Source organism: Microcoleus sp. N9_B4, from assembly GCF_036701635.1.
Lineage (GTDB): Bacteria > Cyanobacteriota > Cyanobacteriia > Cyanobacteriales > Microcoleaceae > Microcoleus.
Genome location: NZ_JAUBRC010000015.1, coordinates 130,578 through 143,612, shown reverse-complemented (window position 1 = coordinate 143,612; position 13,035 = coordinate 130,578). Strand labels below are relative to the sequence as shown.

The window sequence follows — 13,035 nt, the reverse complement described above, 5'->3', positions numbered from 1 at the left end:
GATGGTGATGACAGCGTTTACGGCGGCGAAGGTAACAACGTGCTCAAGGGCGGCAACGGTCAAGATTCGCTGATTGGGGGCAGCAGTTCCGACATATTTGTGCTATCACCAAGTTCGGGACTTGATAACATTTTCTACTTCCAGGGCGATCGCGATTACTTCGGACTCTCACAAGACCTCACTTTTGACCAATTGCAAATCGTTCAAGGCGGCGAAAATTATACTAACGATGCCTTAATTAGCATCGCAGGCACCGGCGAACATTTAGCTTGGGTGAAAGATACTCAATTTAGTGCGATCGACAGTTCTCGGTTTATTTCCATCACCCCCGGAGCCCCGCTGCCTGGAGTTTTCAATACTCCCTCGGATATCGATCTTTTAACCGGCGAACCTGTTGATAGTAACGATGTTCTAAGTGCGATCGACAGCGGTTTTAGCACCAACTTATCCAGTGCTATGCCTGCACCAATTAGTCAGCCAAATAGCACGACTACTGCATTAATGAGTCAGCAAAACAGCACGAATTCTGCGCCAGAAACTATCACTTTGCAACCATTACCAACAGCGACTAATCCAGATAATTTGACAGTAATTTCTGCCAATACTATCCCCGACGATATCTTGTTGAATGGCGGTGCAATTCCCACCATGATGACCTTTAGCGAAACTGATGATGACATCCTCATCTACGACACTAACAGCTTGTTGGGTTCTCTAACCAGCGCTCAAACTCAGCCAATTATTCCTTTGAACGGCACGACTGTTAATAGTGCGATTTACCCAATTGCTAATACTTCTGCCAATGACAACAGCCTCTTAATTACTCCGGCTGCAAGTCCCAGCAATCCACTAGCAAATAGCGATTTGACTGGCATTTCGACCTTGTAGTAATTGTAGGTTTGGTTGAGGGCGATCGAATAGATAAAACCCCGGTTTCTTGAAGAAACCGGGGTTTTTGCAGTTTTTGCGGTTTGTCATACCAAATCCGCGTTAGCGATTGTCGCGATCGATGGTATGGTGCGTCGCTCGTTCTAATGTTGCTGTTCAGCGGCTGCCAATAACCTTTCGTGCCTAACCCGATGACGTTGATTCGGTCGGGTGCAAGCGAGTTGTTATGCGGCGGAACTAGCAGGATTTATGCCTTTGTTTTTAGTAGGGAAGCAATTTCAATCATTAATTTTCGGCGATCTGGCTTCATATAATCAAGATTTGCTGACCAGTTCAAAATATCTATGATTTCTGCTGATTTACTGGGAGAAAATTGATTGTTTGTTACCACTCTTCTTAGTGCCAATAAAGCAGCGTATTGAGTGTAGGGCATCTCCATAATACCAACTGCTCTAGAAACTAACAAATTTATATAATCAGTTGATGTGTTCCACTCAACGTGCTTGTAAGCAGACAAACGCTCTCCCCCCTTCTGGCTATTTAGTCTTTCATGAACAGGAAAATTTATAACTTTAGGAATTAAAGTCCACATTGTTGAGGAAATTTCGTGCATTAATTTTGTGCGGTTATGTCCATAGGGCATTTCATCTCTAACCCTATCGTAATAGCCAGCCAATTGATCTATCCGCTTCAATGCTTCCGTTGAATCTATATCGCTCGCAGCATCAACTAAAGCTATGGCCTCTCGATAGCGTCCCTCAAGCTGCTGCTGCGTTTCCTGAGATGTTAGATTTATAGCCCCAATATCTGATATTTTTTCTTCGTATTTTTCTGATGCTTCTTGAACACCGTATTTTAGTTTAATTCTCAGTAGATTAGTCTCAATTTCCTCGATGCCTTGTTCACGTAACCAATTTAAAGAACCTTGCACTTGCGGAACTTGAGAAAGAATCCAAGGAAGTAAAATAGGAATCCAAAAAAGAAATAGAAGAACTAAAGTTACCGATGTAACCTTTAATTCAACTGACAAACTCCAAATATTGCTGTTAACTTTATCTGATTTAAGAGAAATACTGAGTACGCTTAATATGATTAATATAATGATAGTAATCGAGTATTTTTTTCTCAAAGAAGAGGAAAGACCAGAATTGATACTCAATCGCTCATCTTGATTAATTTTTCGATTTGAATTTCTATTCATACAAGACCACACTACACTTTGCACTATACGATCAACCATAGCTATAAAACTCGGCTGATAATCGCAATTCATAGATAATTTTTCGTATCCACAAACAATTTTGTGGCAACTTCATACTGCGGAATTTACAAGTGAGCTTTCTACTGCACCCCCACCGATAAACTAACCGCATACCTTATAATTGTCCCGCAGCTACAGTAGAATACTCTTTCCGAACGACCGATCCGGAACATCTGCGGTTTAACTCTGAACATTCTGAACTCCTTCTGCTCAACCTTAACTCAAAGAATAAACCACCCCGATCGCCCTGCTGATGAGAAAAAGTGACACAATTTTGTAAACTTACGTAAATTATCTCGATCGATTTAAGCTTTGAGATTTGAGATTTTGGAATTAACCTCACCGATCGCCAAATTCTCACATAATTTCATCAAAAATTACCTCCTATGAAAAATTTTATTGCTCGAATGGCTCTACCAGAATTGCCTCTAAAATATAACGTGTAAGGATCGTATATTTAGGGCTGTCGATCGAAAATAATTTCCTCATATAATTGCTCGATCGGCAAACTTAGATTGATACTTTGAAACTCAACCCGTTCGCCCTCCCGATAGCTCAAAATCACCCATTCACCAGCATCATTTTTATGATAAATATCGATCGCTATTTCATCCGAACTGACTAAAACATAATCAACCAGATTCGGGTTGCGGCGATACTTTTCAAACTTCTTCCCTCGATCGTAAGCTTCGGTGCTATCCGATAAAACCTCCACAATTAAGCAGGGATAGGTAATATAAAGAGCATTCTCGCGATCGCGCCCGTCACAAGTCACGCTTAGATCGGGATACGTATAGTTTGGTGTATTGAGAATGTTAACCTTTAAATCTGAATTAAAAACACGACAAGGATTTCCCCGCAAGTGCGATCTGATTAAACTACCAACATTTAATTTAATCGCACTATGATTTTGAGTGCCACCACTCATTGCATAAACCCGACCATCGATCAGTTCGTGTCTTTCTAGCTGCTTTTCTTCCCAACTAAAATACTCTTCCGGTGTAAAGTGCCGATCGTTATCTCGTGCTGCTATCATCACAATACTCCATTAATCAAAAGTTAATAATACCAACTCACAACTCGATAAAAAGTGACACGATCTGGTAAACTTACGTAAGTTACCTCGATCGATTTGAGCTTGGAGATGTGAGATTTACGCTCCTCTTTCATTTTCCTAGCAATTGTCGAACTTGGGCCAAGCCAACATCGCCTGGAATGGATTGGACTGTGCTACTATCAATCTCGGCAATGCGGTCTTGAGCTTTCTGTATGCCCTCGTTCAAAACATCTCGATCTGTTCTGTCATGCTTTCTAGGATCTTGTCAAGGAGGATAGCCTTGGCGGTATCGGGTAGGGCAGTTGCTTCGGAAATAAGCTGGTCTAGGATTAGCAGTGGATGATTTTGCTCCGAGGAAACGATCTGAATTATAAATCGTCTAGATTAGCGTGAGACATAAAGCACCATCCATCACCGACGTGTTTTAGAACAAACGGACTTTTATTTTACACCAATCCATCACGCCACCAAGAGAAGCTGCTACGTTGTAACCAATGCGAATTCCAAATAATCGAGCATTTGGATGTCTTTCATTGACACTATTTGATGCGTGCAAGCCATTTTTGTCAATTTCGTAATCACCAGTCTCAATATCGATGATTACCATCTTACCAATATTTTCTCATGAGTACCCAGAAACCGAGTTTTTTGCGAATAGTGGTAGGGTGCGTCAGTTGCGAAATTATGAATCATCACCAAAAATATAATTCTGACGCACCTTTAGTTTTGTGTGGTGCGTCAGCTATTAGATTTTTAGTTTAAACCGAAAATAATCATAGCTGACACACCCTACTAATAACTTTTGTGGAACGGGCATCTTGCCCGTTTCTGAAAAATGTAAAATGTTGTTACAAGTAACTTGACACCAGTGACTAAATCCATTTCCCACTGACTATAATTGGAAAAAAATCATTTGTTAGGGGAAATTCCATGCAGAAACTAACTCGAATTTTATTCACTACAGCTTTAACCCTAAGTATTTTGTGTTCCCCCACAGCAGCTTTCGCTAAAGCCAAAATTCAGATAGCCATCCTGTTAGATTCCAGTAATAGCATGGATGGACTGATTGACCAGACTCGTACTCAACTTTGGCAAATTGTTAATTTTTTAACTAAAGTAACCAAAGATGGCGAAGTACCAGAGTTAGAGGTTGCCCTTTACCATTATGGTAATGACAGCTTACCTTCCTCAGAAGGTTTTGTCAGATTATTAACTGGATTTACTCCTGAATTAGATTTAGTTTCCGAAAAGCTATTTAGTATCAAAACCAACGGCGGTCAAGAATATGCTGGCTGGGTAATTCGTTCGGCAATGCAAGAATTAAACTGGAGTAAAAATCAGGAAGATTTTCGCGTGATTTTTATTGCGGGTAATGAACCATTCGATCAAGGCCCAATAGTTTGGAATCAATCTGTCAATCTTGCTGTAAAAGGAGATACCCTCGTTAATACAATCTACTGTGGTTCAGCCGAAAGTCAGGAGCGACAACTTTGGGCATCAGGAGCAGATTTAGCAAAAGGCAGTAGCTTCAACATTAATCAAAACCAACAAATTGTGGTAATTAAGTCTCCTTACGACGACGAAATTTCTACTTGGAATACTAAACTCAATCAAACCTACATTCCCTACGGTAGAGAAGGAAGAATAGGACAACAACGTCAAGCAGTTGAAGATAGTAATGCTGGCAGCAATACGGTTTTGCGTAGTGCGTCCAAAGCTTCTGAATACTATGATAATGCTTCTTGGGACTTGCTGGATGCTCTCGAAAACGGAACAGTTAAACTAGAGGCAATATCAGATGATAATTTACCAGAAATCATGCGAGGGATGACGCTAACAGAAAAAAGAGCATATGTAGCTGGAAAGAAAACCGAAAGAGAAGCAATTAAAAAGACGATACGCGACTTATCTCAAAAGCGTACAGCATATATTGAACAACAGCGCCAATCTAGTACCAATAGTGGTGAAAATACTCTCGATCGCGTAATGATTCAAAGTCTCCGCCAGCAATTAGCCGCTAAAGGATTCAAGCTTCAGTAGTTCTTGGAGTCCCCTAGCATCTTAAAAATTCCATCTGCGTTAATTTGCTCCCCTCTGAGACTAAAGATTTTCCCTTACCCAATTTCTAAAGGCTTGAATGGCTTGGCTGCTGCCAGAAACTCGACTCTGCTGGACGTACCGATTCACCAACTCAATAATTGGGATACCTGGAAAAGCGGAACTAAAATCAGATTCTACATATTGTCCGTCTTGCAAAAGATTAATCTGTAGCTCTTGTCGTGTGTATCGCCAGAGTTCTGGCACTCCTAGAATCTGATAATTATCCAACTGAGTGCGAGAGGTGAGGTCAATTTCTATGGCTAAGTCCGGTGGCGGATCGACACTCATATCCAGGCGATTTTTACCGATAACCGCTGCTTGATTTTGAATGTAAAAACAGCTATCCGGTTCAATGGCTTGAGTCATGCGTTCGTTCTTCAAAGTTGTCGAACCCAATGACTCATAATTAATGCCTCGTTCGCTCAACAAAATTTTTACCATGTCGCCAATAATTTCCTTGGCTTTTTCATGTTCGGGTAGGGGAACCATAATTTCTAACCGTCCGTTACTGTAGGAAAGCCTGGAAGTCCGACGCTCTCCCAATTCAGCTAAGATACCTTCCAATTGCTGCCAGCTAACCCCCTCCAGGAGTAATTGCTGACCCGGTTGAATCCTCAATTGTCTTAACTCTAATAGCATAATTGTCAATCTATTTTCTCTACGAAATATCGACTCCGCAAAACACTAGATAACGATATTTTTTGGTAAAACTGCCTGTTGTAGGGTGCGTCGCTGCGAGATTTTCGAGCTTCCCAAGTAGATTGTTGATGGCGACGCACCCGAAGGTATCTACTACTTCGCAGCAGGTAAAGACAACTGAGGCGAAGTTTTAGCATAGCTTCCATTATCGGGAATTGCTGCCGGTTCCTGCGAAAGCAAAAACTCGCGAATTACCCTAGCAACTGCTCTTTGAGCTAAACCGCCGACTACTTTCTGGCCCATATTCTGCACTTCCGGTTTCACCAATAACTGCGGAAGAAGCTGCAATACTTTCATCCCGTCAAAACCGGGAGTTGATTGCAAAATATCCCAAATCCGTTTGATGTGTTCTAAGTTTTTTTGTTCAGTTGGTGAAACCACCGGTTGATTTGCCTTGACTCCAAACCATTCGCCGACGACTGCTTTGGCGTTAGCAAAGGCGTTGCTGGAAAGTGTGTCGAGACTTTTGACTAATTCGAGGACTATACGATCGCGAATGAAATCTCCTCTTTCGGAAAATAAATATTCTAATGCTTGGTTCAAGATTTTGCTGACATCGTAATCGTCGCTCTCGCGGGCATTGTTGAGCAAGTTTTCTAAGCGGTTCCAGCGGAATTCCCCTTGTTTGAACAGCAAATCTTGCAGGGATGCTCTCAATTCCGGTGCGGGGTCGCTCAACAGCCGTTTTGCTACGTAAGGATAAGCTTTGCTCAACACTTTGAATTCGGGGTCAACGTTGATGGCAATCCCTTCTAACGTGACGAGCGATCGAATAATCAAAGCGTAATAAGCTGGAACTCGGAAAGGATATTCATACATCACCGCCGAAAGCTCGTCAGTAATGCTTTTGAAATTTAGTTCGGCAACGCTAGCACCCAAAGCATTGTTAAATACGCCCGCCAAAGCAGGAATAATTGGCGTTAAATCGGTGTCTGGCGTTAAAAATTCCAACTTGACATAATCTTTGGCTAAACCTTCAAAGTCGCGGTTCACCAAATGCACCACAGCTTCTAACAAACCGTATCGCTGATAAGGTTTAACTTCGCTCATCATCCCGAAATCGAGATAAGCTAATTGACCGTCAGGAGTTGCCAAAAGATTGCCGGGATGCGGGTCTGCGTGAAAGAAACCGTGTTCTAGAAGTTGTCTGAGAGAACACTGCACCCCCACTTCAATTAAGTAAGGAGCGTCGATTCCTTGAGCTTTAACTGCTTCTAAATTAGTCAGTTTGACGCCGGTGATCCACTCCATTGTTAAGACGCGGCGGCGGGTATATTCCCAGTAGATGCTGGGAACATAAATGTCTTTGATGTGGCCGTATAGTTGGGCAAACCGTTCGGCATTTTGACCTTCATGGGTGTAGTCCATTTCTTCGTAAATGCGCTCGCCCAATTCGTCCATAATGCCTGCGAGGTCACTGCGAATTATTTTGAAGTTGTTTTGTGCCCAAACTGCAAGACGCCGCAGGATGTAGATATCTAAGCCGATGTTTTCGGCTAAACCCGGTCGCTGGACTTTGATTGCGACTGTTTCTCCGGTTTTGAGTTTGCCTTTGTAGACTTGTCCGAGAGATGCTGCTGCGATCGGATCTGGGGTGATTTCTGCGTAGATGTCTTTGGGGTGGGCGCCCAATTCTTCTTGGATGAATTGATATGCTACTTCGTTCGGAAATGCTGGCAATTGGTCTTGCAGCGTTGTGAGTTCTTCTAAATATACTGGCGGTACTAAGTCGGGGCGTGTTGAGAGTGCTTGTCCGATTTTGATGAAAGCTGGGCCGAGTTGACCCAGAATTTCTCGCAGTCGGACGGCGCGACGCTTTTGGTTGGTGGCGGTACGACCTGTTTTGCCGTCGAACCACACACTGAAGGCAAAGCTAAAAAATGTCCAAACAACGCTCGACAGCCTTCCCCAGACTTGTAGAGGTCGATTTCGGTACAGGGCTGCGATCGCCACTGGATCGTACCGAACAGCATCTCCGGCCAACTCGAAAGCTATGTCTCTGGCTGATTTGAGCCGATCGTCCGTTACGACATCCGTTTCTAGTGATACTGGTACTGCTTGCAGGGGAATTGTATTTGCATCTTGGAGATTGCCGAGTACAGCCTGAGTCCCTGAATTTACATAAGTTTGCGGGGAGGCTGGCGATACTGTCTTGACATTCATAAATCAGACCTAGTGTGAAGCATTGTAAATATATTGTAACAATTTAAGGAAGAAGACCCTTCTTCCTTCTTATATACTTACTCGCCGCTGGATCTTTTGAGTCGATCGCGAAGGCCTGATAGTTGCGATTGGTTGCTGACGGGCGATCGAGGTTGGGGCATTTCGGTATCGGGCCAGTTCGGTAAGTCGTTACAGGGACAGAACTCCGGGGGCATTCCGGTTTGTTTGAACACTACGGGCATAGCGCAGCGCGCGCAGGGACTGATTTCCCAAACTGGTGTCAGCAGTTGGGCAATTGTTTCGTTTGTGCCTTCGAGGTAACAGTCTCCGCTGTCGCGGGAGATGATTTTTTGCCAGCAGTCTTCAAATTCCTGGCTGTAGCGATCGCCCGCATTTACCGATTTGGGCAGCAGCGCTTCGGAACCGTTGCGAATTAATACTTTTTTGCCTAACTGAAACCAGTAAGCAATATATTTTCTTACTTCACGCTCTGATGCCATAACTTTTAGTCAACCCTTCAACTAAGTGATTATTTTAGACTTTTAATGGGAAATTAGCACTCTTTCTTACCAGACATTTTATCTTTTACATAATTTCAAAATTTGGCTATTACTCATGTCAAATTGTTGGGCTATCCCCCCTAGTGAGTAGGTTTTTTGACTGATTTATGTGAGTCTTTAGTTTTCAATCTAAATTAAAATTATACCTAATTTTTAGTTAAAATTGTCGTTCGGGAAACCGATATTTTTTCTCCCTTGTCGATCGCGACTCCGGCTGTTAATTTTTCGCAGCAGGCGGCAGCGGCGTACCCAAAGTGCTGAGATTCAAGGCGTAACCTCCGGTGGCGAGATAAACAGTATCGGCGATCGCCCCGATGTGGCGCACGAGAGTGCCGAGGCGATCGCGAAACAGCCGCCCCGCCGGATAAGCAGGCACAACACCCCATCCGGTTTCTTCCCCTACCAAAATTACATCAGCCGCCGCCGACTTCAAACTAGCTAGCAAATCTTGCTGCGTAGTCGCCCAAACAGCAGCTTCTTCTTCCAAAAGATTTGCCGTCCAAGTTCCCAGGGAATCAATCAACAAGCAATCTGAGGGCTTGCTTGCTCGCAAAACGGCCGATAATTCGATCGGCACTTCTAGAGTTGTCCAATCAACTGGACGGCGATTTCGGTGCTGATCGAGGCGACGCAGCCACTCCAAATCGGCTTCATCAACCTGACCGGTAGCCACATAGATTATTTGTTTTCCCGAACCCGCCGCCAGAGTTTCAGCCCATTCACTTTTGCCGCTTCTGGCCGGCCCAGTTACTAAGATTAATTGTCTCGATGCAGTCGGTTCTGAGTTAGTCATTAGTCAGTCGATTTTAGATTTTAGATTTTAGATTTTAGATTTACTCCACAACAAATGATTTTGGGAGATTGAAGTTTGGTTAAAATTTTTGGGCTGCTGGCGACTAATGTCGCGGGCTTGTCTCCCTTCTTTGGGCGGGGTCACATACAAAGGATTAAACATAATTCCCAATTGCCAATTCCCAATTAGCAATTACCAATTATGATTTAAACTGCCAACTACCAAATGCTTTTTAAGCGATAATAGCATTGATGAGACAATATCAGAGTAAGTCGATCGAGAACCCCCGTATTTCCCAAGCTGTTATTTATGCCAGATCATCCTCAGATATCAGCGATTATTTGCACCCACAATCGCGCCGCCTATTTAGGTGGGGCGATCGACAGCTTGCTGGTACAGGATTTTCCCGACAACTTTGAAGTAGTAGTAGTGGATAACGCTTCTAGCGATTATGCCAGCCCCGAAAGTTCGATTTCGCGCACCCGCGAGGTGGTAGAAGCAAGACAGGGCGATCGGCGCCTCCAGTACGTCTGGGAACCCGAAATCGGTCTGTCAGTAGCCCGGAACACCGGCGCTAAGCAAGCTCGCAGTGCAATATTAGCTTATCTCGACGACGACGCTATTGCTGAGCCGAATTGGCTCAGGGTGCTGCACGCGGCTTATCAAAGCAATCAAAAACTCGCCGTAGCTGGTGGCAAAGTCAATTTGCTCTGGCCTTCTGCAGTCAGCCCGCCCGAATGGCTGTCACCGGGATTAGCCCAGAACTTGGGCTCATACGATTTAGGCGATACTTGCCTGTACGTGACTGCTGCCGGTTTGACTCCCAGGGGAGTAAACTACTCAATCCGGCGCGCTTTTCTCGAACAAATTGGCGGCTTCGATGTCAAACTCGGTAGAGTCGGCACAAAATTGCTGTCAAATGAAGAGTTGCGGGCCACAGAATTAGCTTTAGAGTTAGGTTGGCAAGTAGTTTATCTACCGGAGGCCCTGGTACTTCACCATGTCGCGACAGAAAGGCTCAACAAAGCTTGGTTTCTACAGCGCGGGTGGTGGCAAGGCATCAGCGAGTGTTATCGCGAACAATTGTCCGATCGAGCCGGTATTGCTCAGCTTGGGCGGGGGGGTGAAAGAATCTTGAGGGGTGTCTGGAAGTCTTTTAAATATATTAGAGATCCAGGGCTGCGCTTTGAAAATTTCGTTTTTGCCTGGGGTCAAATCGGTTATTTGAGCGCAGCCATCCGCGGCTTGATTTTTGCACCGAAATCGACCAGCAGGCATTAGGCTATAGGCAAGATCCCTCGCTGATCAAGTCGTCGGCGCGGCTGTGCCGATCGCATTTCATCCACCAAAACTCGACCGCATTTAGGTTCAAGCACTCGATTATGACATCTAGTTCATCCAAGATTCCGGTTTCAGTTCTCATTCCGGCAAAAGACGAAGAACTTAATCTACCTGCGTGTCTGGCCAGCATTGCCAGGGCGGATGAAGTTTTCATGGTTGATTCCCAAAGCAGCGATCGCACGGTAGAAATTGCCATCAGCACCGGCGCAAAAGTAGTGCAATTCTACTTCGACAACCGCTGGCCGAAAAAGAAAAATTGGTCTTTGGACAATCTGCCCTTTCGCAACGAATGGGTATTAATTGTCGATTGCGACGAGCGCATTCCACCGGAACTTTGGGACGAAATCGCGCGGGCGATCGAAGACCCCAATTTTGACGGCTACTACCTCAACCGCAAAGTCTTATTTTTAGGTCAGTGGCTGCGTTACGGCGGCCGATATCCCGACTGGAATTTGCGTTTGTTCAAGCATCAAAAAGGACGTTACGAAAATCTCGGCACTGAATCCGTCCCCAATACTGGCGACAACGAAGTTCACGAACACGTCATTTTAGCCGGTCAAGTCGGCTACTTAAAAAATGACATGATCCACGAGGATTATCGCGATTTATTTCACTGGATAGAACGGCACAATCGCTATTCTAATTGGGAAGCTCGCGTTTATTACAATATTATTGAAGGGCGCGACGACAGCGGTACTATTGGCGCTCACTTATTTGGAGATGCAGTGCAGCGGAAACGCTTTCTCAAAAAAGTTTGGGTGCGGCTGCCGTTTAAACCAATGCTCAGATTTATTTTATTTTACTTCATTCAGCTCGGCTTTTTAGATGGAAAAGCTGGCTATATTTATGCAAGGCTATTGAGTCAATATGAGTATCAAATTAATGCAAAACTTTACGAGTTGCGTTGTTGTGGCGGTCAGTTGAATGTGGCAGAATCTGAGCCTACTCTGTCGCAGCCAGTAGTTATCACTCAGGAGACAGAAGTGAAATTGCCGTAATAGTAGGTATGAAATTTTAACCGCAGATGGCGGCGGATTGACGCCGATGAACACAGATAAATGTTGATTTGGGTTAAGTGCGATCGCCCTTATTTTTCCGATCGCACTTTTCCTTCCTTTTCTAAACCAGCATGAAATTAGCCGATGTTATCGCATCTGCACTCACTCCAACCATCACACCTAACTGCTCCCCTGTCAAGAGGTTCTTAATAAGAGTTCCCTGAGTATTTTGAGTTATTTCTAACTGTCCAAAACTCAAACCACCGCTTAATCCAATCAAATCTTGACCGACGGTAAAATCAGCGATTATATCAAATCCTTGACCAGCCTTTAAGACAAAGATATCATTGCCGCTACCGCCAATCAAACTATCATTACCCAAGTCTCCGTAAAGAATATCATCACCTTGACAACCAGTGAGAGTATCGTTATCTTCGCCTCCGTAAAGAGTATCATTTCCTTCACACCCTCCCAGAATATCTGCTTGTTCGTTACCGCTGATAAAATCATTGCCAGCACCGCCACAGATGGTATCCGAACCCTCATTTCCAAACAGGTAGTCGTCTCCATCACTACCAAGCATTATGTCGTCACCTTTGCCTCCAAATAAGGTGTCATTATCCTTGCCCCCATCGATGAAGTCATTATCTTTATCACCCCGAATGATGTCATTACCTTCGCGGCCATTTATGGAGTCATTGCCTTTGCCTCCGAAGATTAAATCATTGCCCAAGTCACCAAGAACGATGTCGTTTCCTTCATCTCCAAATAGGATGTCATCACCTTTGCCACCGCTGATAAAATCATTGCCTTTGTTGCCGTTGAGGATGTCGCGAACCTCGCCACCATATAATTTATCATTCCCTGATTTGGTATCGAATATATTGGCGTTGTTGCTGCCGAGAAATTCATCGTTTTGGGCAGTGCCTATTTGAATTCCCGATACACCGAGTATGGTGTTTTCAACTGAGTTAGGTTGGTTTAAGTTGGGATAGTCAATGTCATCGCAGATGCAGTCGTCATTGGGGATGTTATTAGTTATTGGTGTCGGAGTAGGTGTTTCCGTTGGTGTCGGAGTAGGTGTTTCCGTTGGTGTCGGAGTAGGTGTTTCCGTTGGTGTTGGTGTTTCCGTTGGTGTAGGTGTTCCCGTTGGCGTCGGTGTTCCCGTTGGCGTC

Annotated in this window: 11 protein-coding genes and 1 pseudogene; 4 read left to right on the top strand and 8 right to left on the bottom strand. The window is 44.2% G+C overall.

All coding sequences use genetic code 11. The annotated features are described in order from the left end of the window. Positions 1 to 888: pseudogene (locus tag QUA43_RS12715) on the top strand (hypothetical protein); the annotation flags it as partial. Between the two features lie 247 nt (positions 889 to 1,135). Here QUA43_RS12715 and QUA43_RS12710 read toward each other — a convergent pair. The 3 genes from QUA43_RS12710 to QUA43_RS12700 all read right to left on the bottom strand — a co-directional run bounded on the left by QUA43_RS12710 (position 1,136) and on the right by QUA43_RS12700 (position 3,813). After that, positions 1,136 to 2,161 (bottom strand): hypothetical protein, encoded by a 1,026-nt coding sequence (locus tag QUA43_RS12710; protein WP_333374299.1) that lies wholly within the window; start codon positions 2,159 to 2,161, stop codon positions 1,136 to 1,138. A gap of 445 nt (positions 2,162 to 2,606) precedes the next feature. Beyond that, on the bottom strand, positions 2,607 to 3,185 hold the full coding sequence (locus QUA43_RS12705) for a Uma2 family endonuclease (RefSeq protein WP_333374297.1): 579 nt from the start codon (positions 3,183 to 3,185) through the stop codon (positions 2,607 to 2,609). Between the two features lie 445 nt (positions 3,186 to 3,630). Continuing rightward, on the bottom strand, positions 3,631 to 3,813 hold the full coding sequence (locus QUA43_RS12700; RefSeq protein WP_333374295.1) for a hypothetical protein: 183 nt from the start codon (positions 3,811 to 3,813) through the stop codon (positions 3,631 to 3,633). 323 nt (positions 3,814 to 4,136) lie between these two features. Here QUA43_RS12700 and QUA43_RS12695 point away from each other — a divergent pair, with 323 nt between their 5' ends. Then, the gene (locus QUA43_RS12695) at positions 4,137 to 5,246 is read left to right on the top strand and encodes a hypothetical protein (RefSeq protein WP_333374293.1); all 1,110 of its coding nucleotides are present in this window, start codon (positions 4,137 to 4,139) and stop codon (positions 5,244 to 5,246) included. A 60-nt stretch (positions 5,247 to 5,306) separates the two neighbouring features. On the opposite strand, the gene QUA43_RS12690 is transcribed toward QUA43_RS12695, so the two are convergent. The 4 genes from QUA43_RS12690 to cobU all read right to left on the bottom strand — a co-directional run bounded on the left by QUA43_RS12690 (position 5,307) and on the right by cobU (position 9,521). Then, positions 5,307 to 5,945, bottom strand: coding sequence for a Uma2 family endonuclease (locus QUA43_RS12690; protein ID WP_333374292.1), 639 nt, complete (start codon positions 5,943 to 5,945; stop codon positions 5,307 to 5,309). Between the two features lie 153 nt (positions 5,946 to 6,098). Further along, positions 6,099 to 8,168, bottom strand: a complete 2,070-nt coding sequence (locus tag QUA43_RS12685) for an AarF/ABC1/UbiB kinase family protein (RefSeq protein ID WP_333374291.1) — start codon at positions 8,166 to 8,168, stop codon at positions 6,099 to 6,101. Positions 8,169 to 8,245: 77 nt separating this feature from the next. After that, entirely contained in the window at positions 8,246 to 8,668 is a 423-nt protein-coding gene (locus QUA43_RS12680) for a hypothetical protein (protein ID WP_333374290.1), read from the bottom strand. Between the two features lie 277 nt (positions 8,669 to 8,945). Continuing rightward, positions 8,946 to 9,521, bottom strand: a complete 576-nt coding sequence (cobU, locus tag QUA43_RS12675; RefSeq protein ID WP_333374289.1) for a bifunctional adenosylcobinamide kinase/adenosylcobinamide-phosphate guanylyltransferase — start codon at positions 9,519 to 9,521, stop codon at positions 8,946 to 8,948. Positions 9,522 to 9,830: 309 nt separating this feature from the next. Here cobU and QUA43_RS12670 point away from each other — a divergent pair, with 309 nt between their 5' ends. Together QUA43_RS12670 and QUA43_RS12665 are read left to right on the top strand one after the other, a co-directional pair. Next, a complete protein-coding gene (locus QUA43_RS12670; protein ID WP_333374288.1) occupies positions 9,831 to 10,802 on the top strand; it encodes a glycosyltransferase in 972 nt (323 codons plus the stop codon). Positions 10,803 to 10,903: 101 nt separating this feature from the next. After that, positions 10,904 to 11,860 (top strand): glycosyltransferase family 2 protein, encoded by a 957-nt coding sequence (locus tag QUA43_RS12665; protein ID WP_333374286.1) that lies wholly within the window; start codon positions 10,904 to 10,906, stop codon positions 11,858 to 11,860. 121 nt (positions 11,861 to 11,981) lie between these two features. On the opposite strand, the gene QUA43_RS12660 is transcribed toward QUA43_RS12665, so the two are convergent. Then, on the bottom strand, positions 11,982 to 13,035 hold a 1,054-nt coding region (locus tag QUA43_RS12660; RefSeq protein WP_333374284.1), incomplete at its 5' end, for a calcium-binding protein.

What these genes read in the sequence shown, in the direction of transcription:
- QUA43_RS12680 (WP_333374290.1), bottom strand. Translation starts at nt 8,668, where the DNA reads ATGGCATCAGAGCGTGAAGTAAGAAAATATATTGCTTACTGGTTTCAG.
- QUA43_RS12705 (WP_333374297.1), bottom strand. Translation starts at nt 3,185, where the DNA reads ATGATAGCAGCACGAGATAACGATCGGCACTTTACACCGGAAGAGTAT.
- QUA43_RS12685 (WP_333374291.1), bottom strand. Translation starts at nt 8,168, where the DNA reads ATGAATGTCAAGACAGTATCGCCAGCCTCCCCGCAAACTTATGTAAAT.
- QUA43_RS12670 (WP_333374288.1), top strand. Translation starts at nt 9,831, where the DNA reads ATGCCAGATCATCCTCAGATATCAGCGATTATTTGCACCCACAATCGC.
- QUA43_RS12710 (WP_333374299.1), bottom strand. Translation starts at nt 2,161, where the DNA reads ATGAATTGCGATTATCAGCCGAGTTTTATAGCTATGGTTGATCGTATA.
- QUA43_RS12690 (WP_333374292.1), bottom strand. Translation starts at nt 5,945, where the DNA reads ATGCTATTAGAGTTAAGACAATTGAGGATTCAACCGGGTCAGCAATTA.
- QUA43_RS12700 (WP_333374295.1), bottom strand. Translation starts at nt 3,813, where the DNA reads ATGGTAATCATCGATATTGAGACTGGTGATTACGAAATTGACAAAAAT.
- cobU (WP_333374289.1), bottom strand. Translation starts at nt 9,521, where the DNA reads ATGACTAACTCAGAACCGACTGCATCGAGACAATTAATCTTAGTAACT.
- QUA43_RS12665 (WP_333374286.1), top strand. Translation starts at nt 10,904, where the DNA reads ATGACATCTAGTTCATCCAAGATTCCGGTTTCAGTTCTCATTCCGGCA.
- QUA43_RS12695 (WP_333374293.1), top strand. Translation starts at nt 4,137, where the DNA reads ATGCAGAAACTAACTCGAATTTTATTCACTACAGCTTTAACCCTAAGT.